This window comes from Streptococcus parasanguinis (assembly GCF_047463195.1).
GTDB classification, from domain to species: domain Bacteria; phylum Bacillota; class Bacilli; order Lactobacillales; family Streptococcaceae; genus Streptococcus; species Streptococcus parasanguinis_R.
Genome location: NZ_JASHEI010000002.1, coordinates 161,124 through 184,382, shown reverse-complemented (window position 1 = coordinate 184,382; position 23,259 = coordinate 161,124). Strand labels below are relative to the sequence as shown.

The 23,259-nt window shown below is 41.9% G+C and carries 20 protein-coding genes; 6 read left to right on the top strand and 14 right to left on the bottom strand.

Annotated features, from left to right (window positions below; translation table 11 throughout):
• The first annotated feature begins 363 nt into the window (after positions 1–363).
• The 3 genes from nrdH (at position 364) to nrdF (ending at position 3,939) form a co-directional block, all read left to right on the top strand.
• Entirely contained in the window at positions 364–582 is a 219-nt protein-coding gene (gene nrdH / locus QM870_RS02445; RefSeq protein WP_003006408.1) for a glutaredoxin-like protein NrdH, read from the top strand.
• Positions 583–696: 114 nt separating this feature from the next.
• Entirely contained in the window at positions 697–2,856 is a 2,160-nt protein-coding gene (nrdE, locus tag QM870_RS02440; protein ID WP_414368464.1) for a class 1b ribonucleoside-diphosphate reductase subunit alpha, read from the top strand.
• A 123-nt stretch (positions 2,857–2,979) separates the two neighbouring features.
• On the top strand, positions 2,980–3,939 hold the full coding sequence (nrdF, locus tag QM870_RS02435; RefSeq protein ID WP_003011591.1) for a class 1b ribonucleoside-diphosphate reductase subunit beta: 960 nt from the start codon (positions 2,980–2,982) through the stop codon (positions 3,937–3,939).
• A 111-nt stretch (positions 3,940–4,050) separates the two neighbouring features.
• Here nrdF and alaS read toward each other — a convergent pair whose 3' ends face one another.
• The 10 genes from alaS to QM870_RS02385 form a co-directional block, all read right to left on the bottom strand.
• A complete protein-coding gene (alaS, locus tag QM870_RS02430) occupies positions 4,051–6,669 on the bottom strand; it encodes an alanine--tRNA ligase (RefSeq protein WP_414368461.1) in 2,619 nt (872 codons plus the stop codon).
• Positions 6,670–6,693: 24 nt separating this feature from the next.
• Positions 6,694–7,179 carry an LURP-one-related/scramblase family protein gene (locus tag QM870_RS02425; RefSeq protein WP_003012021.1) on the bottom strand — a complete coding sequence of 162 codons (486 nt, stop codon included), beginning with the start codon at positions 7,177–7,179 and terminating at the stop codon, positions 6,694–6,696.
• Positions 7,180–7,432: 253 nt separating this feature from the next.
• Positions 7,433–8,377 (bottom strand): peptidylprolyl isomerase PrsA, encoded by a 945-nt coding sequence (gene prsA / locus QM870_RS02420; protein ID WP_251458039.1) that lies wholly within the window; start codon positions 8,375–8,377, stop codon positions 7,433–7,435.
• A 72-nt stretch (positions 8,378–8,449) separates the two neighbouring features.
• Positions 8,450–9,169, bottom strand: coding sequence for an O-methyltransferase (locus tag QM870_RS02415; RefSeq protein WP_070595154.1), 720 nt, complete (start codon positions 9,167–9,169; stop codon positions 8,450–8,452).
• A 1-nt stretch (position 9,170) separates the two neighbouring features.
• On the bottom strand, positions 9,171–10,973 hold the full coding sequence (pepF, locus tag QM870_RS02410) for an oligoendopeptidase F (protein WP_414368456.1): 1,803 nt from the start codon (positions 10,971–10,973) through the stop codon (positions 9,171–9,173).
• Positions 10,974–11,045: 72 nt separating this feature from the next.
• On the bottom strand, positions 11,046–11,996 hold the full coding sequence (locus QM870_RS02405; RefSeq protein ID WP_070595152.1) for a competence protein CoiA family protein: 951 nt from the start codon (positions 11,994–11,996) through the stop codon (positions 11,046–11,048).
• 73 nt (positions 11,997–12,069) lie between these two features.
• On the bottom strand, positions 12,070–12,651 hold the full coding sequence (locus tag QM870_RS02400; protein ID WP_070595150.1) for an LptM family lipoprotein: 582 nt from the start codon (positions 12,649–12,651) through the stop codon (positions 12,070–12,072).
• Between the two features lie 166 nt (positions 12,652–12,817).
• Positions 12,818–13,990: an MFS transporter gene (locus tag QM870_RS02395; protein ID WP_070595148.1), complete on the bottom strand. Its 1,173-nt coding sequence runs from the start codon at positions 13,988–13,990 to the stop codon at positions 12,818–12,820.
• Positions 13,991–14,060: 70 nt separating this feature from the next.
• On the bottom strand, positions 14,061–15,407 hold the full coding sequence (locus QM870_RS02390) for a DUF1958 domain-containing protein (protein ID WP_070595146.1): 1,347 nt from the start codon (positions 15,405–15,407) through the stop codon (positions 14,061–14,063).
• Between the two features lie 188 nt (positions 15,408–15,595).
• Positions 15,596–16,303: a glucosamine-6-phosphate deaminase gene (locus QM870_RS02385; RefSeq protein WP_003006372.1), complete on the bottom strand. Its 708-nt coding sequence runs from the start codon at positions 16,301–16,303 to the stop codon at positions 15,596–15,598.
• A 125-nt stretch (positions 16,304–16,428) separates the two neighbouring features.
• On the opposite strand from QM870_RS02385, the gene QM870_RS02380 reads away from it, so the two are divergent.
• Genes QM870_RS02380 through QM870_RS02370 form a run of 3 tightly spaced genes read left to right on the top strand, consistent with a single transcriptional unit; the run spans position 16,429 to position 18,121 of the window.
• Entirely contained in the window at positions 16,429–16,599 is a 171-nt protein-coding gene (locus tag QM870_RS02380) for an NADH-quinone oxidoreductase subunit K (protein WP_414368452.1), read from the top strand.
• Positions 16,600–16,610: 11 nt separating this feature from the next.
• On the top strand, positions 16,611–17,639 hold the full coding sequence (gene queA, locus QM870_RS02375) for a tRNA preQ1(34) S-adenosylmethionine ribosyltransferase-isomerase QueA (RefSeq protein ID WP_070595144.1): 1,029 nt from the start codon (positions 16,611–16,613) through the stop codon (positions 17,637–17,639).
• Positions 17,640–17,650: 11 nt separating this feature from the next.
• On the top strand, positions 17,651–18,121 hold the full coding sequence (locus tag QM870_RS02370; RefSeq protein WP_003006364.1) for an arginine repressor: 471 nt from the start codon (positions 17,651–17,653) through the stop codon (positions 18,119–18,121).
• Positions 18,122–18,150: 29 nt separating this feature from the next.
• Here the strand turns inward: QM870_RS02370 and QM870_RS02365 are convergent, their stop codons facing one another.
• From QM870_RS02365 to argF, 4 genes are all read right to left on the bottom strand, one after another.
• On the bottom strand, positions 18,151–19,485 hold the full coding sequence (locus QM870_RS02365; RefSeq protein ID WP_070595142.1) for a dipeptidase: 1,335 nt from the start codon (positions 19,483–19,485) through the stop codon (positions 18,151–18,153).
• A gap of 17 nt (positions 19,486–19,502) precedes the next feature.
• Positions 19,503–21,014, bottom strand: coding sequence for a YfcC family protein (locus QM870_RS02360; RefSeq protein ID WP_049474298.1), 1,512 nt, complete (start codon positions 21,012–21,014; stop codon positions 19,503–19,505).
• Between the two features lie 124 nt (positions 21,015–21,138).
• Positions 21,139–22,083, bottom strand: a complete 945-nt coding sequence (gene arcC, locus QM870_RS02355; RefSeq protein WP_070595140.1) for a carbamate kinase — start codon at positions 22,081–22,083, stop codon at positions 21,139–21,141.
• Positions 22,084–22,168: 85 nt separating this feature from the next.
• The gene (argF, locus tag QM870_RS02350) at positions 22,169–23,185 is read right to left on the bottom strand and encodes an ornithine carbamoyltransferase (RefSeq protein ID WP_049472137.1); all 1,017 of its coding nucleotides are present in this window, start codon (positions 23,183–23,185) and stop codon (positions 22,169–22,171) included.
• Positions 23,186–23,259: the final 74 nt, after the last annotated feature.

Genomic DNA, 23,259 nt, shown 5'->3' with positions numbered 1-23,259 from the left:
AGAAAAAGACTGCGAAAAATCCCAATTTAGATACATTTTAAGAAGCACTTGAAGAACAGAGGAAATATCTTTTCAATTTTCTACTATATTATAAGTAACATTTTCCTCCGCTTTCAATGTAAAGAAGCTCTTGAACCACAGGATATTGATTCACCAAAAAATTATAACTAATTAAAGATGCTTTAAAGCCTATTCCTATCCCATTTCTTCGATTTTCACACTTTTCACTCACCACAATATATTGTGCTTTGAAAACTCCATTTCATCTCTTTGCACAATATTTAGTTTTATTTTGTTGACAAGTTGCTGGATTTTGTTTATACTGTTTACAGATTTATATTTCGATAGGAGAACGGAAAAGAAATGGTAACCATTTATTCAAAAAATAATTGTGTTCAATGCAAAATGACCAAGCGATTCCTCGATAGCAATCACGTGGAATACCGCGAAATTAACTTAGATGAACAGCCAGAATTTGTAGAGCATGTTAAGAACCTTGGTTTCAATGCTGCTCCAGTTATTCAAACACCGGATGAAGTATTTTCTGGTTTTCAACCAGCTAAGTTGAAGAAACTTTCTTAATTAACACAGTATTTTGCTTAAATAGGGTCTAGCGTTAGCAACCTAACACTAGACTTTTTACTTGGAAAGAGAGGACTTCTCCTCTTCATTTTTTTGAACTAGAAAAGGATTATTATGGGATTAAAATCTCTTGAAGATGTGACGTATTTTCGTCTTAACAATGAAATCAACCGTCCAGTAAACGGCCAAATCATGCTTCATAAAGATAAAGAAGCTTTGGATGCGTTCTTTAAAGAAAATGTTGTACCAAATACTAAAACCTTTGACTCGATTACAGACAAGATTCAGTACCTTCTCGAGCACAATTACATTGAGAGAGCTTTTATCGAGAAATACCGTCCTGAATTTTTAGAGGAATTGGCCCAATTTATCAAAGATCAAAACTTCCAATTCAAGTCCTTCATGGCGGCCTACAAATTCTATAACCAATACGCTTTGAAAACAAATGATGGAGAATACTATCTTGAAAGCATGGAAGACCGTGTCTTCTTCAATGCTCTCTATTTTGCAGATGGAAATGAATCTATCGCGCGAGACATCGCAAACGAAATTATCCACCAACGCTACCAACCAGCTACTCCTTCTTTCTTAAACGCTGGACGTGCCCGCCGTGGGGAATTGGTTTCGTGTTTCTTGATCCAGGTAACCGATGATATGAACGCGATCGGACGTTCCATCAACTCTGCCCTTCAACTTTCACGTATCGGTGGTGGGGTTGGGATTTCCCTCAGCAACCTTCGTGAAGCTGGAGCACCAATCAAAGGGTATGAAGGAGCCGCTTCTGGGGTCGTACCTGTTATGAAACTCTTTGAAGATAGCTTCTCTTACTCTAACCAATTGGGACAACGCCAAGGGGCTGGGGTGGTTTACCTCAACGTCTTCCACCCAGACATCATCGCCTTCCTTTCTACTAAGAAGGAAAATGCCGATGAAAAAGTTCGGGTGAAGACTCTCTCACTTGGTGTCGTCGTGCCAGATAAGTTCTACGAGTTGGCTCGTAAGAATGAAGAGATGTACCTCTTTAGCCCTTACTCTGTAGAGCGTGAATACGGAGTACCATTCAACTACATCGACATCACTGAAAAATACGATGAATTGGTTGCTAATCCAAATATCCGCAAGACAAAAATTAAGGCCCGTGATTTGGAAACTGAAATTTCTAAATTGCAACAAGAATCTGGCTATCCATATGTAGTCAACATTGATACTGCTAACCGGGCAAACCCAGTTGATGGAAAAATCATCATGAGTAACTTGTGTTCAGAAATCCTCCAGGTTCAAGAACCAAGCTTGATCAACGATGCCCAAGAATTTGTCCAAATGGGAACTGACGTCTCATGTAATCTTGGTTCAACCAACGTGGTTAACATGATGACTTCACCTGATTTTGGACGTTCGATTCGTGCCATGGTTCGTGCTTTGACCTTCGTTACAGATAGCTCTCATATCGTGGCCGTTCCAACTATTGACCACGGAAATAAACTGGCGCATTCGTTCGGACTTGGAGCAATGGGACTTCACAGCTACCTTGCGCAACAATTGATCGAATACGGATCACCTGAGTCTGTCGAGTTCACTAGCATCTACTTCATGCTCATGAACTACTGGACTCTCGTCGAATCAAATAACATTGCGCGTGAACGTGGTGTTACCTTCCACAACTTCGAAAAATCAGACTATGCCAACGGTACTTACTTTGATAAGTACACGACTGGAGAATTTGTACCAAAATCTGATCGCGTCAAAGAACTCTTTAAAGACATCTTTATCCCAAGTGCTGAGGATTGGGCAGAACTGCGTGCTAAAGTTCAAGCAGATGGTCTTTACCACCAAAACCGCCTAGCTGTCGCACCAAATGGATCTATCAGCTACATCAATGACGTATCTGCTTCTATCCACCCAATTACACAACGGATTGAAGAACGCCAAGAGAAAAAAATCGGTAAGATCTACTACCCTGCAGCAGGATTGTCAACGGAAACGATTCCTTACTACACTTCTGCCTACGACATGGATATGCGAAAAGTCATCGATGTCTATGCTGCCGCAACTGAACACGTAGACCAAGGTCTTTCACTGACTCTCTTTATGCGTAGCGATATTCCAAAGGGTCTTTACGAATGGAAAACTGAAAACAAACAAACCACTCGTGACTTGTCTATCCTTCGGAACTACGCCTTTAACAAGGGTATCAAGTCTATCTACTACGTCCGTACCTTTACAGATGATGGTGGAGAAGTTGGCGCCAACCAATGTGAAAGCTGTGTCATCTAAGACACTCTGATCCATTGCTACTAAAAAGTCGGTTCGCCGACTTTTTGTGCAGTATTCTAACAATTGTGTTAGAATAATAATGATTGTATGATCGAATGAATTAGAAAAAGAAAGAGATTTCAAATGGAAACATACTACAAAGCCATTAACTGGAATGCGATCGAAGATGTCATCGATAAATCGACCTGGGAAAAACTGACAGAGCAATTCTGGTTGGATACACGTATCCCTTTGTCAAACGACTTGGATGACTGGAGAAAGTTGTCTAATAAAGAAAAAGACCTAGTTGGTAAAGTCTTTGGGGGATTGACCCTTCTAGATACCATGCAATCTGAAACAGGTGTTCAAGCTCTTCGTGCGGACATTCGTACTCCCCATGAAGAAGCTGTCTTTAACAACATCCAATTTATGGAATCTGTCCATGCTAAGTCTTACTCTTCTATCTTTTCTACTTTGAATACCAAGTCAGAAATCGAAGAGATTTTCGAATGGACCAACACCAATCCTTTCCTTCAAAAGAAGGCAGAAATCATCAACGAAATCTATCTCAATGGGACCCCTCTTGAAAAGAAAGTCGCCAGCGTTTTCCTTGAAACCTTCCTCTTCTACTCTGGTTTCTTCACACCTCTCTACTATCTTGGAAACAACAAGTTGGCCAACGTAGCTGAGATCATCAAGTTGATCATTCGGGACGAATCTGTTCACGGAACCTATATCGGCTACAAGTTCCAACTTGGATTTAACGAATTACCAGAAGAAGAACAAGAGAAACTCAAAGAGTGGATGTATGATCTTCTCTACACCCTCTATGAGAATGAAGAAGGCTACACAGAGAGCCTCTATGACGGTGTGGGCTGGACAGAGGAAGTCAAGACCTTCCTTCGCTACAACGCCAATAAAGCCCTCATGAACTTGGGACAAGACCCGCTCTTCCCAGACTCAGCAGATGACGTTAACCCAATCGTCATGAACGGAATTTCAACCGGTACCTCTAACCACGACTTCTTCTCTCAAGTCGGAAATGGTTACCTTCTCGGTGAAGTAGAAGCCATGCAGGATGACGATTACAATTACGGACTATAAGAAGAAAAAACCTTTCCAGACGGAAAGGTTTTTTTGTTGCAATCTTTTTCTAATTGGATTTACTTCTTTTTTGAAAAAAGAGGTTGGACAAAGATCCAACCTCTCCGATGATTACAATTTACCTGCTACGGCATCCAACAATTCTTGGATTTTCGCTTGGTTACTTCCTCCTGCCATGGCCATGTCTGGTTTTCCACCACCACGTCCATCGACGATTGGAGCCAATTCTTTAACCAAGTTACCTGAGTGGATGTCTTTAGACTTGCTAGCTACGAGAAGGTTGACCTTGTCACCGATTACTGCGACAAGAACAAGGACGTCAGAGTAATCTTTTTGTTTCCAGTTATCCGCAAAGGTACGAAGGGCACCTGCATCTGATACAGAAACTTGGCTGGCAATGTAACGGTGGCCGTTTGCTTCTTGAACATTCTTGAAGACATCTCCTGCTGCAGCTGCTGCCGCTTTTTCCTTCAATTCTGCATTTTCTTTTTGCAATTGACGGAGTTGTTCTTGAAGACCTTCCACCTTGTGAGGGACTTCCTTAAGTTGAGGTGCTTTCAAGGTTGCTGCGACTGCTTTCAGAGCATCTTCTTGTTCACGATAAGCTTCGAAGGCTTCCTTACCAGTCACTGCCAAGATACGACGAGTTCCTGATCCGATCCCTTCTTCTTTGACAATCTTGAAGAGACCAATTTCAGAAGTATTGCCTACGTGAGTACCACCACAGAGCTCAACAGAGTAGTCCCCGATAGTGACAACACGAACTTCTTTACCGTATTTTTCACCAAAGAGGGCCATGGCTCCCATTTCTTTAGCAGTATCGATATCTGTTTCAATCGTTTCGACTGCGATCGCTTCCCAAATCTTTTCATTGACTTGTTGTTCAATAGCGCGCAATTCTTCAGGAGTTACGGCTTGGAAGTGGGTAAAGTCAAAGCGAAGGAATTCTACTTCGTTGAGAGATCCTGCTTGGGTTGCATGGTTACCAAGGATATTGTGAAGAGCCGCATGGAGCAAGTGAGTTGCAGTGTGGTTCTTCATAACACGATGACGACGATTGGTATCGATAGCCAAGGTGTATTCTTGGTTCAAGGTAAGAGGTGCGAGAACTTCAACGGTATGGAGTGGTTGTCCGTTTGGTGCTTTTTGAACATCTGTCACTGTCGCTACGACGTTTCCTGCAGCATCCAATATTTGACCATGGTCCGCAACCTGTCCACCCATTTCAGCGTAGAATGGAGTTTCTGCAAAGATCAGTGATGCAGTCCCTTCAGATACAGCTTCTACTTCTGCATTGTCCGCTACGATAGCCACCAACTTAGAAGGCAATTGGCTAGCATTGTAGTTGAAGCTACTTTCAACTGTAATGTTTTGAAGGGTTTCATTTTGCATCCCCATAGATCCACCTTTGACAGCAGATGCACGCGCACGTTCTTGTTGTTCCTTCATGGCTGCTTCAAAACCTTCACGATCGACTGTCATTCCAGCTTCTTCAGCGATTTCTTCTGTCAATTCCACTGGGAATCCGTATGTATCATAGAGTTTGAAGACATCTTGACCAGCAATCACTGTTTGACCTTTGGCTTTCAAGTCTTCAACGATAGTTTGGGCAAAGTGTTGACCAGAGTTCAAGGTACGAGCAAATGATTCTTCTTCACTCTTGATGATTTTTTCAATAAAGTCTTGTTTTTCAAGTACTTCTGGGTAGTAGCTTTCCATGATCTTCCCAACAGTTGGAACCAATTTATACAAGAAGGTTCCTTCGATCCCCAATTTTTGACCATGCATGGAAGCACGACGGAGGAGACGACGAAGAACGTAACCGCGTCCTTCATTACCTGGAAGAGCCCCATCTCCAATCGCAAATGAAAGCGAACGGATGTGGTCAGCAATCACCTTGAAGCTCATGTTATCGCCATCTGGATCATAGGTTTTACCAGACATCTTTTCCACTTCACGGATGATCGGCATGAAGAGGTCTGTTTCAAAGTTGGTCTTCGCTCCTTGGATAACGGCTACCAAACGTTCCAAACCAGCGCCCGTATCAATGTTCTTGTGTGGCAATTCCTTGTATTCGCTACGAGGAACAGCAGGGTCTGCGTTAAATTGTGACAAGACAATGTTCCAGATTTCGATGTAACGGTCGTTTTCGATATCTTCTGCAAGCAGACGAAGACCGATATTTTCAGGGTCAAAGGCTTCTCCACGGTCAAAGAAGATTTCTGTATCTGGTCCAGAAGGCCCTGCACCGATTTCCCAGAAGTTGTCTTCGATTGGGATCAAGTGAGTTGGATCTACCCCAACAGCGATCCAACGGTTGTATGAATCCTTGTCATCAGGGTAATAGGTCATGTAAAGTTTGTCTTTAGGGAAATCAAACCATTCCGGACTTGTCAAAAGTTCATAAGCCCACGTAATGGCTTCATCACGGAAGTAATCTCCGATAGAGAAGTTCCCCAACATTTCAAACATGGTATGGTGACGAGCAGTCTTCCCTACGTTTTCGATATCATTGGTACGGATGGCTTTTTGAGCATTTGTAATCCGTGGATTTTCAGGTTTGATGGTTCCATCGAAGTATTTCTTAAGAGTGGCAACCCCTGAGTTAATCCACAAAAGTGTAGGGTCGTTTACAGGAACCAAGCTAACAGATGGTTCTACAGAGTGGCCTTTGCTTGCCCAGAAATCAAGCCACATTTGACGAACTTGTGCACTAGATAATTGTTTCATATTTGTCTCCTAATTTTTTTAAGATTAATTTGCGCCAGCTTCTAACATTTCGACATAATCGATGGCGACACAAAGTGAGATGACTAAATCAGCGTATTCATCCTCATACACCGATACTTGGTAGGTAGAGGTTAGATGAAAGAGTTCCTTGCTAATCTCAGCGACGATTTGATCCCGATCATCAAACAATTTGAATTCTAGGTCCCAGATATTTCCCTGTACCCGCAGTCCCAAATCTTCGATATCGTATTTATCCCTGAAGAGCGTCAGCTTTTTATGGATAAAAAAGCGATCCCCATCCTTCAACTCAACCACAAACTTGGGAAGAAAGCTGATTGTTTTTTTGGTGATATGGCTCACTTCTTGTCCATTCTTATCGTAGATGGTAAAAGTCTTGGGAATCTTAAGAAAAGATCCCTCAACCTGGTACTCAACATTTCCCAACTCATCTTTGATATCGAACCGCTCGCCACCCAATCGAAATTTTTGTTTCACTTGATAGGTTCGCATCTTTTGATCTCCTTTAAAAAGCTCCAGACAACTGCCCATAAACAAAAGACAAGCCACTAAACGAAGGGCGAAAAACCGCGGTACCACCTTCATTCAATGAACTTGTCATTCTTCATTTTATATGCAATTGTCTCAGCCGAGTAGCAAAATCATTTCTCTTCCATGGCTCACACCCCCGCCACTTCTCTGATTCCGAGTAACAATGATTTATTCTCAACTATTTCATTATACAAGTTCCAAAAGGAACCGTCAACTATTTTTTAGATGATGATTTGCTATCGCTCGTTTGAACACCGATATTTTGCAAATATTGGTTAAATGTTGATTTGAAGGCATCATCTTTGACCTTGATATTGGCATTGGTCATCGCTTTTGCAATAATGCTACGGATGTAGTTGGTATCTTGCTTACGACCATCAACAATGATCTCTTTCAAACGTTTTTCGTATTTCTTCCAGTCAGAGCCTTTTTCTGTCTTCTTATTCAATTTGACAATATAGTAGCTAGCAGAATAGTTTTGACCTGCTGAAACTGTGATCACATCTGAAATGCCGTTCTCATCCAACTTAAAGGCAGCTTCTTTGACTTGAGATGGAATATCTGCTGTTCCTGAATCGAACTTAACTTCGCCACCTTTGTCTTTTGTAGTAGTATCTGTTGAATTGTCTTTGGCGATTTGGGCAAAGTCTGCACCTTCCGCTTTAGCTGCTTCCAACACTTCTTTTGCTTTGTCTTCTGAATCTAACTTGATAATTTGTGCTGTTACTTCTGGTGTGTAAGATTCAAAAGCCGCCTTGTAGTCAGACTCTTTGATATCTTTCTTAGCAGCTTGGTTGACTGCATATTCTAACAACATATTGCTACGGATTTGTTTCTTCGCTGTTTCTTCCGTCAAGCCTTGTTGCGCCAAGTAAGCATCGAATCGGTTCCCCAATTGTTTCTTTTGTTTAGCCAATTCTTTATCGACTTCTTTATCAGAAACTTTTGATCCATATTCTTTTTCAAAGACTTTATTGATGGTCATTTGGAAAAGAACTTGTTGAGCACCTTGGTTAGTTTTGATTTCATTATAGAAATCAGAAACTGTGATCGTGTCCCCTTTCATGGTCACGACATCTTTGTTTGTGCCATTGGCACAGGCTGCTAGTGTTACGACTGATAGCAAGGTCACAGCACCCGCTACAAGTTTTTTCTTCATGAAAATTATTCTCCGTTCCTTTTTAAACTTCTTCTATTTTACCACAAATTAGAGAGAATACCTTAAATTTACCTAAAAAGAGCTAGGATCTGGCAAAGTTACCGTCTCTGCATTTTTCCGAATTATTAAAATACCATCTCCAAGTGGCACCAAACTAGCGGTCAAATCTGGATGATTGAGAGTCGCATTAAAGAGGTTCTGAAGCCCCCGGTAAATGGTTCGTTGCCCACGACGCACTTCCATGATGTCCTTGGCAACATCTCCTCCTTGGAAAATATCATCCAATACCACGACTCCCCCAACCTCTAAGAGTTCGAGAATTCGTGGCAAAAAGACGATGTACTTAGACTTAGCAGAGTCCATGAAGACAAAGTCATAGGTCTCTGTCAAATCCTGCAAAACATCTACTGCATCTCCTTCAAGCAAGGTGATTTGTTTTCTCTGATCGTATTTAGCCAGATTTTCCTTGGCAAAGCCAATCATCTCTTCATTCCGATCAATAGTGGTAATTTGTGCATCGGGAGCATTTTCGGCCATTAAGAGCGCTGAAAATCCAATTGCCGTCCCAATTTCAAGGATTTTCTTTGGTTGTAGGGCTTGCAAGAGTAGTCTAAAGTAAGCTACCGTTTCATGCGGAATAATCGGAATATTTTCCTTGCGGGCGAATGCTTCTAACTCCTCCAAGGCACCTGCTACCGGTTTTTGACGCGTGCGCATAAAGTCAACGATCTCGTCTTTAACCACTGGCCGGCGCATATTGTGGTTGGCATTTTTACTATAAGACTCTACCATCTTATGCGAGTCCTAATTTTTCTACTAGGGCTTCAAATTCATTCAACCGACGTTCAAAGACCGCAAAGGCTGCGTCCAAGTAGTCTTCTTTTTCCATATCCACACCTGCTTTGCGGATGACATTGAGTGGATAATCAGAATTTCCAGCTTTCAAGTAGTCGATATATTTATCACGATCTTCTTGTGTTCCATGAACAATCTTTTCAGCTAAGGCTGAAGCTGCTGCAAAACCTGTTGAATATTGGAAGACATAGTAGTTATAGTAGAAGTGAGGAATCCGAGCCCATTCATATTGGATCTCAGGGTTGTCTTCTTTTGAAAGACCATAGTATTTTTCATTGAGCTCTGCATAAAGGTTGTTCAAGAACTCACTAGTCAATACCGTACCTTCTTGGTCTGCTTTATGAATGGCATGCTCAAATTCGGCAAACTGGGTTTGACGGAAGACGGTTCCACGGAAGCCATCCAAGAAGTGATTCAAAATAGCAAAGCGAGTTGCATCGTCTTCTACTTCTTCTAACAGACGTTCGGTTAGGATATTTTCATTGGTTGTAGAGGCGATTTCAGCAAGGAAGATAGAATAGTCCCCATAGACATACGGCTGGGTTTCACGAGTATAGCTAGAATGCATACTGTGACCAGTTTCATGCACCAAGGTGAAGAGATTATCCAATGTATCTTGCCAGTTCAACAACATGAAGGCATTGGTATCATAAGAACCACCTGAATAGGCACCTGAGCGTTTCCCTTGGTTGACATGCACATCAATCCACCGTTCGCTGAAGGCACGTTTTACACGAGAAAGGTAGTCCTCACCCAAAACAGCCAAGACTTCTTCTGCTTTGGCCAATGATTCTTCATAGGTAAACTTGTAGTCTGTATCGTATAATGGCGTATACATATCGTACATCTTCAAGTCTGAGATTCCAAGAATTTTTGAACGCAATTGCACATAGCGTTGCAAGAGTGGCAAGTGTTTGTTCACAGCTGCTACCAAGCTATCATAAACACTTTCTGGTACAAAGTTTTCAGAAAGGGCCGCTTCACGGGCAGATGAGAATTTACGAACTTTGGCATTAAAGTTGTGAACTTTCACATTGGTTTGCAAGGTTTTAGCATAGGTATGTTGGTACTGTTCATAGACCTTGTAGAGACCTTCGTAAGCTTCTTTACGAACGGCACGATCTTTTGATTCTACCAAAGAAATATAGTTTCCATGGGTTAATTGAACTTCTTCGCCCTTGTCATCATGCACAGTTGGGAAAACAATATCTGCATTGTCCAATATTTCAAAGGTTTCACCACCAGCCGCAAAGATCTCACCAGCTCCTGCAAGTAATTCCTCTTCTTTTTGAGACAAGACATGTTCTTTCTTCTCTAGCAAACGATCAAAATAATGACCATATTGTTCCAAGGCCGGAACCTCACTCACAAAGGCCTTGTACTGCTCATCCGTAATGGCCATGAATTCAGGCTCATAGAAGGCAAATGTTTCACCCAACAAGCTATAAAGAGACATCCCTTTTGATTGGTACTCTTGGTATTTAGCCACTCGTGTGTCTTGGTCATTTTTCATATGGGCATAGACGTAGACCTTTTCTAAGCGACGGCTCAATTCCAAATATGCATTGGTTGTATCCAAAAGTGTTTGCGCTGAATCCAACAAATGACCAGCATAGTGACTTGCTGCTTTAATATCTGCAGCTAAGCTAGCTGCTTCTTCTTCCCAAGCTTGATCTGTCGCAAAAATTGTCGACAAATCCCATTGGTATTTTTCATCAATTTCATTACGTTGTTTTACCATTTCGATTAATCCTCCAATGGTACTATTTTAGCATAAAAATGAACATTTCGGGAGGATTTCTATCTTAGAAAGTTAGCTTTTCTGTTGAGCATAAAAACGTGGGGGATAAAGGATCTGAACGGGTTGGATCCCTTGCGACTGATAATAGGTCATAAATTGCTGGTAGTAACCTTCTACATCCTCTTTAATTTGGAGCAAGTTCTGTGAAAGGATCGGACGACAAAGAGGATAAAAGAAATCTAGCCCCAGTTCCATCAGATGGTGTCCCTGCATATAGAGTTCTTCCTGAAGCTTCAGCCACTTTGGGTGACGATAAAAGAGTTGCTGCTGTATATACGTTAAAAATGTACGATCGAGCTCGACTGCCATATGCTGCATGGGCTGCGAAAGGTAAGGGGTCCGTAAGACTTCCAGTAAGGACCTTTGGCCAAAAGGGAAAATTTCTGTTTGATAATGCAATCGCCCTCGTAAATCCTCATGGATGAGGTATTGCAGACGTAGCTCTTTCTTTGTCAGATCCAATTCCCAAAGATGGAACCCTCGATTCTGACTAAAATAAAGAAAGCCAGCCTGTAGCTTTGTTAGTCTTTCCTTGAGCCACAACTTTTTACCAAGTAACCAATAGACATGGTAACCGTGGGATCGATAAGCATCGCTCCTCTCCTTCAAGCGTTCTAAAGATAAGGAGCTGCACTGCACTTCCAAAGCTAAGTTCTTGTCTACTACCAAAAGATCGGCAATTTGTTGAAAGTCTGCTAAATAGCTTTCTACTTCTGTATGAGATTCCTTAGAGGCCCAATCATAAAGACAAGCTTTTAATTCCAGATGTTCAAAACTCTCAGCTTCGTGATGATAGGGACAATGCTGTAATTTTATATGAGCAAAATGAGCCCGTAGAACCGAGCCATTTTTTAGACGCACTGGACTATGACAAGCCAAGCAATAGAAGGGACCTTCTGTCACAGCTGGGATCTCTTCCATACAGTTCCACCGCTTTTGATTGTTATCCATGGCAATAAACATAGGCCCACCTCCTCATCTATATCATTCGAAAAAAAAATAGGAAAAAGGCTGGAAATTCCAACCTTTCTTCTTTTTATTCTTCAGAATCTGAAGCTGAATCATCACTGTCGTCATCTGCAACAGGAGATTTACTCAATTCTTTCTGCATATCTTTCATTTCTTTACGAGTACTTTCCAACTCTTCACGAGCATCTTTCAAGATTTCTATCAAAGCTTCACGGTCTTCTTTAGGAACGACTGTGCTATCTGAACCGATGCTTTCCAAGCCTTCATTAAAGATATCTTTTTGGTTTTCTAATCCTTGCTTTAAGGTACTAATCATTGCATCGTATTGTTCTTTTGCAGAACCTGTCACAGAAGTACCTGCTTCTTCAGTAATAGAAACAGATTGATCCATTAATTTTGCAAACAACTTTTTAAAGTCTCCAACTGTTTTAGCCTTGCTGATTTCAGCGTCTGTTAAGAGGCTAGAAGATGAAGTCTCTTCTGAATCTGTTGAAGTATCCTTGCTTTTTGAAGTGTTGGCAGATTTGCTCGTCACTTTAGTCGTTGATTGACTATTTGAAGTTTCCTTCTTTGTGTCTTGTTTGTTTGAACAAGCAGCTAGGGAAACAATCGTCAAAAGAGCAGCTGTCGATAAGATCATTTTTTTCATAAAATGGTCTCCTTTATATTTATTTTACCTCATTCTACCATCGAATACTTTGACTGTCAAATTAATCACTAGTTCTTAATAATAGCAAAAAAGTTGGACAAAACACTGTGAAATCAGTGTTTTGTCCAACTCCTCGATGATTAGTCATACAATTGTAACAATTTCATTAGTCTACTTTGCCACCAAAAAGGCCGTGAGCCTTCCCTTGGGGCATTTTTAAGGCAAAGCTCAGCAAAAAGACGATCCCTACTACCCCTGCTAAAAAGAAACTCATGACTTGGTAACCACCTCTTTCAATACAGAGGGCTGCGAAGGGTTGTAAGAGAATGGTTCCTAAATAACGAGCTCCTTGGACAATGGCCATGGCAAGAACCAAGTCTTTGCCATTCACCTGTTGGGCAATAAACCGTAAGGAGACCATAATCAAAACCATCCCTGTTGTATGCTTGGCTAAGAGAGTCATTATCACTTTTAAGAAGACAGGACTTGGAAGAGCATAGACAGCATATTGAGCGAAAATAATCCCAATTGGAAGAGCGATCAAAACCCGTAAAGGCCAGTGGTCCATGAATCGATCAGAGAAAAAGATCAAGGGGGCTTCCACTACGACTGAGACAGCCACAACTGTTGAGGCAATATGCACTGGTAGACCACTATCCATGAGTAGCTCAGGAATATAGGTATGACCAATATTTCCAACCCCTGAAGCCAACCCAATCAACACAATAAAGAAGAGATAAGGTCCATTGTGAAGAAGAGGACGAATAGAGACAGGGTGTTTTTCCTTTTCTACGACTGTCTCTTTTTTCTTCATTCGAACCGCACTTAGGCAGAAGAGACTCAATACAATAGTGATCAAAACCGTATAATAGACAGCTTGGGGGCTAAACTGATGATAGACCCAGCCGGCTATTTGGACACCGACCGAGTAGCCAATGGTTCCCCAGACGCGAATCTTCCCAAAAGCGTATGGACTTTGCGTTGCAAAAACTTCCATCATGGGAGCTGTCCCATTCAAACAGACTAGAACAATCCCATAAAAAACGGTCAGCCAAAAGAGATTGGGGGCCCAAAGAAAACCGAAGACACCACCAATGATCACACTCAGACTGAGGGTCGTCATTTTTACGATTCCAAATCGCTCATTGATATACCCAAAAAAAGGTTGGGCTACCATGGATAAGAAAAAGGCAACCGATACCAAGGTCGACACTTGAGTTGCACTATAGTGCTTTCCCATCAAATAAACGGAAATAAGGGTCGTAAAGAGAGATGTGGACATAAAATAAAAACTATAGAGCAGCATATAAGCCGCATAAGAATTTCGGAATTTTTTCATTTAAATCCTTTCTAAAAATATCGGAATGGGACAATGACAAAACCCAACTGACAATCAGTTAGGTTTTATTTTATTCTTTATTATAGCGCTTTTGAGCCTCTTTTTTGCGTCTCTCACGACTTTGTTTTTCAATCGAAAGAATGATGATAAGAATAAGAATCGGAATCAAGATCAGGAAGTGATCCAGCGAAAGCCATTTACTGTGCTTAGCCGTTGTCTTTTTCCCACTTACTGTTTCTTTGACAAGCTCTGGCTTGGATCCTTCTTCCACCTTCATATCATCTCGGATACCCTCAGACAAGGTGTAGAGATCATTATCTACTGTCAAATAGCCATCTTTTACCGCAAGGGTCGGTTCTTTAGCACCTTTTTTGACCGTTGCATAGAAGGGTTTTTCGAGTGTATAGGTCTTGCCGTCAATCTTCTGGACACCTGCATCTAACAATTTTTTATAGCCAAAATCTTTATAGGCTTTTTCGATCAAGGCATTGCCAAACGGGTGACGGTAATATTCCCCATCTTGGTCTGCCCAATCTCCTACGCCCATAATGACAGCAATTAAGCGCTGATTGCCCCGTTTGATGGTCGCGATATAGTTGAAAGCTCCACGAGGACTTGATCCAGTTTTTAAACCATCCACACCTTTCAAAGCATACTTGGCTCCTGGCAATGAATAATTGTAGGTATCAAAGGTTTCCTCATACGGAGTCCCTTTTTTGACCGTGACTTGTGCTTGATTGGTATAGTTTAAAATATCTGGGTATTGATTGATGAAATGGTAAACCAGAATCCCTAAATCACGCGCTGTTGTCTGGTTGGCTGCATCATTTGGATAATTGTTGACCTGATAATAGCCCTGCAAGGTGGAGATGGCCGCCCCACTCGGGTTATTCCAGACTGTATTGGTCATCCCTAATTCCTTAGCCTTGGCATTCATGCGCTCGATAAAGGCGTCTGGATCATTGTTGGACATGAGATTGGCTAACATGAGGGTCGATACATTTGAAGATGGAACCACTGTCATGGTAATCAACTCAGGAATGGTGTAGTCTACTCCAGCAACAATATTATTGTTGGAGATCTCATAGATCTTTCCGATCGCTTGGTCTGAAGCGGTCGCCTTGATCACTGTATCCTTACTGATCTTGCCATTTGCCATATCTTCAAACAAGAGATAGAGCGTCATGAGCTTACTCATGCTGGCCGGATCTCTGGCTTCATCGATATTGTCTTTCCAAAGAACATTTCCCGTATTGCCGTCAATGATGAGCGAAGAATGTGGACGGTTTATAGCTTGGACATTGTCATTTGGATACATCTTTTGCGCCATATCTACCAATTCATCCGCACTCGCTAGAACTGGCTGGCATAAGAGACTCAGAAGGAGGCAAATATGGATCAAATATTTTTTTATCATAAACTTTTCCTTTATAACAGACTAATCAGCTGGAGGCTAAAATAAGCTTCTAGCCCTCATGCCCTTTCCTCTTGTCTCCCAGTAGATGAAAAGAGCTAATCCCAGCAGATAATTACTTGTATTGTACCATATTTTGAAGCAGAAAAAAACCTATCTGGCCCGAATAAATCGGCGATAGGTCCTGTTTTTTATCGACTTAACAAGCTCAAGGCTTCCTTATCCGCAATAATGGTCACATTTGGATGTCCTTGAAGGGCACTAGCTGGCACTTTTTCTGTCCTTTCACCCTCTACTGTACCTTTGATTGCTTGGGCTTTTGATTCCCCATAAGCAAACAAGACAATTGATTTCGCAGCTAAGATATTGGCAATCCCCATCGAAATGGCTTGGGTTGGTACATCTTCGATCTTATCAAAGAAACGAGAATTGGCCTCAATGGTAGAGGCATCCAACTGAACTAAGTGGGTCTGACTATCAAAGGATGTCCCTGGCTCATTAAAACCGATATGCCCATTGCGTCCGATTCCCAAGATTTGAAGATCCACTGGATGGTCTTCGAGTATTTTGTTATAACGGATCACTTCTTGATCGGCAGATTCTTCTACACCTGATGGGAGATAACTTTCTTTGAATGGTTTGGCATCAAAGAGGTTTTTCTCCATGAAATACCGATAAGATTGAGGATCATCTCCCGTCAACCCTACGTATTCATCTAAGTTCACACTGATTAGATTAGACAGATCCAAATCACTTTCACGAATTTGTTTATAAAACTCAAGGGGACTGCTTCCAGTCGCAAGACCTAAGGTTTGAGCACCTTCCTTTAAAGTTTCTTTCAATATATCAAAGGCAACTTTTCCACCCTCAATTTGGTCCTTTACTTCAATAATTTTCATTGGATAGACCTCCTATTTCTCTATGCTTTTATTATATGGTATAGACCAATTTTTGTCAAGTGAAACCGCTATCTTTTTCTGGCATTTTTTTCATTTTCAAGTCGATTCGTGATATAATGAAAGGTATGATTGTATCACTATTATTCATCATTTTTTTGATCGGACTCCTTGTCTTTCTCTTATCTTTCTTGATTCATCAAAAAAAGATTCTCAAGGTCCTGATCTTTTTGATGGGAATCAGCCTGATGCTCTTAGCTGTCGGGACTACCATCTATCTACTCACAAATTTATTATAAAAGGAGCGCAAATGAATACTAACGACTTTGACTTTGATTTGCCTGAAGAACTGATTGCTCAAACCCCTCTTGAAAAACGAGATGCCTCTAAACTCTTGATCCTCGATCGAAAAACAGGGCAATTCCAAGACCGTCATTTTGATGCAATTTTGGATGAATTGGAGCCAGGAGATGCTCTTGTCATGAACAATACGCGCGTTCTACCAGCCCGCCTTCATGGAGTCAAACCAGAAACAGGTGGTCACGTCGAATTCCTTCTCCTTAAAAATACGCAAGATGACTGTTGGGAAGTCTTGGCAAAACCTGCAAAACGCTTAAAGGTAGGGGCCACAGTCAGCTTCGGAGATGATCGGTTGACCGCAACCGTTGAGGAAGAATTAGAGCACGGAGGCCGTATCGTTCGCTTCCACTACCAAGGGATCTTTTTAGAAGTTCTAGAAAGCCTTGGTGAAATGCCACTTCCTCCCTATATTCACGAAAAACTTGCTGACCGCGAGCGCTACCAAACCGTTTACGCCAAAGAAAATGGTTCTGCAGCAGCTCCAACGGCAGGTCTTCATTTCACCAAAGAATTGCTCCAAAAGATTGAAGCAAAAGGGGTTCACCTGGTCTATTTGACCCTTCATGTGGGCCTGGGAACCTTCCGTCCAGTATCCGTGGACAATCTTGAAGACCATGAGATGCACTCTGAATTTTACCAACTTTCTGAAGAGGCTGCTGCTACCCTTCGTCAGGTAAAAGCTGCAGGAAAACGCATCGTAGCTGTTGGAACGACTTCTATTCGAACCCTTGAAACAATTGGCAATAAATTTGATGGAGACATCCAAGCCGATTCAGGTTGGACCAATATCTTTATCAAACCAGGTTATGAATGGAAAGTCGTCGACGCCTTTTCAACCAACTTCCACCTTCCAAAATCAACTCTGGTCATGTTGGTTTCTGCCTTTGCTGGCCGCGAATTAACCCTCGAAGCCTACCACCATGCTATTCAGGAACGGTACCGCTTCTTCAGCTTTGGGGATGCTATGTTCATCAAGTAAAGGAGTCTCTCATGAATAAAATTGAAAGCCGCCATCGCTTGATCCGCTCGATCATTTCTGAGCGTAGGATTCATACCCAACAAGAACTCCAGGAAGCCTTAGAAGCCAATGGTGTTCTCGTTACCCAGTCCACGCTTTCACGGGATGTCAAATCCTTGAATCTAGTAAAAATTAACGAGGGGGATAGTTCCTACTATGCCATGAACACCATCGCTCCTTCCCGTTGGGAAAAGCGACTGCGGATGTATATGGAAGATGCCTTAGTCATGTTGCGGCCCGTTCAAAACCAGGTCGTTGTAAAAACTCTTCCAGGTCTGGCCCAATCCTTTGGAGCAATCTTAGATGCACTGGAACTCCAAGAAATTGTAGCCACCATCTGTGGAGACGATGTCTGTTTGGTTATCTGCGAAGACAACCAAGGAGCTTTGGATTGCTTTGAAAAATTAAAAGAATTCACCCCACCCTTCTTCTTTAGTAAATAAAAAGTTTGGAAACCAAGTTTCCAAACTTTTTATGTTGTGGCTAAGCGTTGAATGGCTTCTCGATAGATTTCCATCGCTGCGTAGAGATCTTCAATTTTTGCACGTTCATTGGCTTGGTGCTCGGTCTGTTCTGCACCTGGGAAAAGAGCCCCAAAAGCGACACAATTTTCCATGGTCCGCGCAAATGTCGCACCACCAGAAGACATAGCTGGCGTCTTATCACCAGTTTCTTCCTGGTAGACGGCCATCAAAGAGCTGACTAAAGGACTATCCAAAGGAACATATAAAGGAGCCAGATAATCAAACTCTTCATATTCCAACTGATAACTAGCTGCAATTTCTCGCAAACGAGCTACTAAGGCCTCCTTATCTGCTAAGACGGGGATCCGGATATCAATCCCGATTTCCGATTGTTCTTGATCGATCACAAGGGTCGCAAGATTGAAGGAAAGATCGCCACTTGGTTCATCTGAAATAGGGCCAAATAGCGCTTCTCCCGTTGCATCCTCACCAACAGCATCTGCAATAAAGAGAAAGGCTGGATGGGGTTGGATGAGGGATAAACTTTCCGCTAAACCGACAATAGCATTCACTCCTTCAGCTGCATCTTTAGAATGCTTGGAAACACCCAAGACCGTTACAGAATCTTCTGTTTGGCTATACTGAACCCCACTTTGATCCAAAACAGGAAGCAACTCTTCCAAACGATGACCCGCATAGGTCGCCTTGTCTGGAACAACATTGAGGGCCTGACCAGCCTGTAAGGGAAGATCATCCCAACCTGGACCATGCAATTTCACTTGTAATAAGCCTTTTTCAGCATAGGTTAATGGGAAAGAAGAATCCGGTGCAAATCCAAGATCTGCTTGCTCTTCGATTTGGTTGTAGCGGTTCATACAGCGCCACAAGGTTTCTTCATCCGTCCCAAAAATAAAGCGGATTCGTTTGGTAAACTGGATGCCATCATCCAGTAAACTCTTAACTGCATAGAGGGCAGCGAGTGACGGCCCCTTATCATCCTGCACACCACGACCTACTAGATAGTCACCGACAATGGTCGCTTCAAAAGGTGGCGTTTGCCAATCTTTTAGATCACCGGCTGGAACAACATCCAAGTGACAAAGAACGGCCAGGAGTTCTTCCCCCTGACCGATCTCTGCATATCCATAGTATCCTTCAGGATCTATATATGTTTGAAAACCTAATTCTCGAGCAAGCTCTAAGGTTTTTTCTAGGACATCTTGGATAGCTTGTCCAAACGGTGTTCCATTTTCCCCTTCGTTTAATACTGAGGGGTAAGAAATGATGGTTTGAAGCGAGTTTAAAAACTGCTCTTTTACATCGTTCTTTATTCTATTTTTCATGAAACACCTACTTTATTCTATTGCAAGAATGGAACCACAGTTCCTAGTAGAAGAAGGGCAATGGTGATCACAACAATCGCTACGACCAATTTACCCATGAATTTCCACCATGCACTCAAGTCAACACGTCCAAGAGCAAGAGCTCCCATTACGATACCTGAAGTTGGTGCGATCAAGTTCAAGACACCAGATGCAGATTGGTAAGCTGTGACAATCAAGCTACCTGGTACATTGACGAATTTACCAAGAGGTGCCATGATACCCATTGTTGCGCTGGCAAGACCAGATGATGATGGGATCAAGAATGACATTGGCAAGTAGAAAATGTAAGTCAAGACAATGAACAATTGAGATGAAAGACCTTTAAGTCCTTCTTCACCCCAGTGAAGAATTGTCGCAGTGATCATACCGTCGTTCATGATGACTTGGATACCACGTGCTACCGCTACGATAAGAGCAACACTCAAGAGGTCAGCTGCACCATTCATGAAAGATGAAATAATTTTATCTTCTTTCAAGCCATAAATGATACCAACGAGGATTCCCATGAAGGCAAAGAGCATAGCTGTTTGAGGGAAGTACCATGTACCAAGAGCATCTGTGTTACCGATCAATTGACCAAGTACTGGAATTTTATGGAGAGATTCGTTGAAGGTTTCAAAGAATTTAATACCCAAATCTTTGAATGGGATAAATCCAGCAACCATGATAACGAATGTTGAGATGAAGACGACCAAGACACGTTTTTGTTTCTTGTTCATTTGTGAAGGAATTTCTTCGCCACTTTCAACATTGAAGTGTTTCAAATCTTCTTCACGAGTTGCATAGGTGAGAGATTTGGTTGGGTCTTTTTGAACCTTATCTGCATAACGGTATACATAGTATGTGCTAAGTCCTGTCAATACGATCCAGAAGATCACACGAAGTAAGAGACCTGAAGCACTTGAGATACCTGCAGTATCAGATGCGATAACTGTCGCAAATGGGTTCAATGTTGACGCCAAACATCCGATTTGGGATCCTAAGAGGATAATGGCTACCCCTGTCAAACTGTCAAAACCAACGGACATCATAACAGGTACAAGAAGTGGATAGAAGGCCATGGTTTCTTCACCCATACCATAAGTTGTACCACCAAGGGCAAACAATGGCATCAAGATCAAAATCAACATTTTTTCGCGGCCTTTGTATTTACGAACGATAGAAGCAATCCCTACATCAAGGGTACCTGTTTCGTTCACAACTCCAAGGAAACCACCGACCATCAAGATGAAGAAGGCTACATCAATCGCTGCACTGGTTGGTGCTTTACCAAGCATGGCATTGATTGGGGCCATCAAGACATCCCAAATCCCTTGAGGATGTGCTTTTACAGATTCATAACTACCTGCAATGATAGCACCTGCATCGTCAACTTTGTATTGACCAGCTGGAATGATCCAAGTTAACACTGCCATAATGGCAATGATGATCAACAATACGGAAAAAGATGAAGGCATCTTAAATCCTTTTTTCGTTTTTTCACTCATTTGTCTTCCTCCTAACGCAACAAAGTGTGAGTGATGTTTTACAAGAGTCTCTTGTAAAACGCTTACCTATAGACTTATTCTATCACAATAAGCTTTAAAATACTAGTTTTTTCCTAATTTTTCATTAGTCTTTTTGGATGATTGTTCCACTTTCAGACTCAATCAAAGCTCCAAGGTTTTCAAGTGATGTAATAACTGCTTTTCCTTCTGGGCGACCATTTACAAAGGCAATGGCAGCTTCCACCTTAGGAAGCATGCTTCCTGGTGCAAATTGGTCTTGTTTGATATATTCTTCCAATTGAGCCACATTCACATGTTCCAATTTCGCTTGGTCTGGTTTGTTGTAGTTCACAAAGACATAATCGACACCAGTCAAGACGATGAAGAGGTCTGCTTCTACCAATTCAGCCAAACGTTGAGATGCAAAGTCTTTATCGATAACCGCTTCAACACCAGTCAAGCTACCATCTGCTTCTTTCACAACCGGGATACCGCCACCACCAGCAGCTACCACGACTTGACCGTCGTTCAACAAAGTACGAATGGTATTGATTTCTTTGATATCCACTGGTTTTGGTGAAGCCACAACTTTACGCCAGCCACGACCAGCATCTTCTTTGAAAGTTGCACCTGATTTTTCAGCTTCTGCTTTTGCTTCTTCTTCTGAGTAGAATGGGCCAATTGGTTTGCTGAGGTTAACGAAAGCTGGGTCGTTCTTATCAACAACGACTTGTGTCACAACAGAAGCCACATCTTTTTCAATTCCTTCTTCAAGAAGAGCATTTTGAAGAGCGTTTTGAAGCCAGTAGCCAATGCTTCCTTCGGTCATAGCAACTAATGAATCCAATGGGAAAGCTGGGTTCTTTTCAGAATTTGCAGCCAAGTGTTGGAGTAAGAGGTTTCCTACTTGAGGACCATTTCCGTGAGTGATGATCAAGTCATCCCCATTTTTGATTAATTTAACTAAGTGTTTAGCTGTTTCTACAAGTGCTTCTTGTTGAGCTTGCGCAGAAGGATCAGATGAGAGAATAGCATTTCCTCCCAAAGCAACGACGATTTTTCTTGACATAGGTTTTCCCTTTCTATAAAAAATAGGGGCAGGACTAAAGCTAGCAGTCCAGCCCCTATAGCTGTTGGTATACGGTTATAAAGTCTTAAACTTTTGGAATGTACAAGTTACCAAGAGTAGCTGCCATAACCGCTTTGATTGTGTGCATACGGTTTTCAGCTTGGTCAAAGTGGCGAGCATATTTGCTACGGAACACTTCGTCAGTAACTTCCATTTCTTCTACGCCGAATTTTTCAGCAACATCTTTACCATAAACAGTGTTTGTGTCGTGGAAAGCTGGTAAGCAGTGCAAGAAGATCAAGTCTTCGTTATCAGCTTTCTTAACCAATTCCATGTTTACTTGGTAAGGTTTCAAAAGGGCAACGCGTTCTGCAAATTTGTCTTCTTCACCCATAGATACCCAAACGTCAGTGTAAAGTACATCTGCACCTTTTACAGCTTCGTCAGCATCTTCAGTGATCAAGATATGAGCACCACTTTCTTTTGCGAATCCTTCTGCCAATTCAACAATTTCTTGTTCTGGGAAGAGTTCTTTTGGTGAGAAGATGTGTACGTTCACACCAAGGATTGCACCTGTTACCAGAAGGCTGTTTGCAACGTTGTTACGTCCGTCACCACAGTATACAAGTGTCAAACCTTCCAAACGTCCAAAGTTTTCTTGAACAGTCAAGTAGTCAGCAAGCATTTGAGTTGGGTGCCATTCGTCAGTCAAACCATTCCATACTGGAACACCTGAGAATTCAGCCAATTCTTCAACCATGCGTTGGCTGAAACCACGGAATTCAATACCGTCAAACATACGTCCAAGAACTTTAGCAGTATCTTCTGTAGATTCTTTTTTACCAAGTTGGATGTCGTTTGCACCAAGGTATTCTGGGTGAGCACCAAGGTCGATAGCTGCAGTAGTGAAGGCTGCACGAGTACGAGTTGAAGTTTTTTCAAACAAAAGCGCAATGTTTTTACCAGCTAGGTAGTGGTGTTGGATGTTGCGTTTTTTAAGGTCTTTCAAGTGAGCTGAAAGTCCGATAAGGTATTCTAACTCTGCACGTGTAAAGTCTTTTTCTGCCAAGAAGCTACGTCCTTGGAACACTGAATTTGTCATTCTAATTGTCTCCTATTTTCTTTCTAGTATTGATCAGTAAGAAGGAAGAGCTGATCCCTCAAGACCAGCTCTCG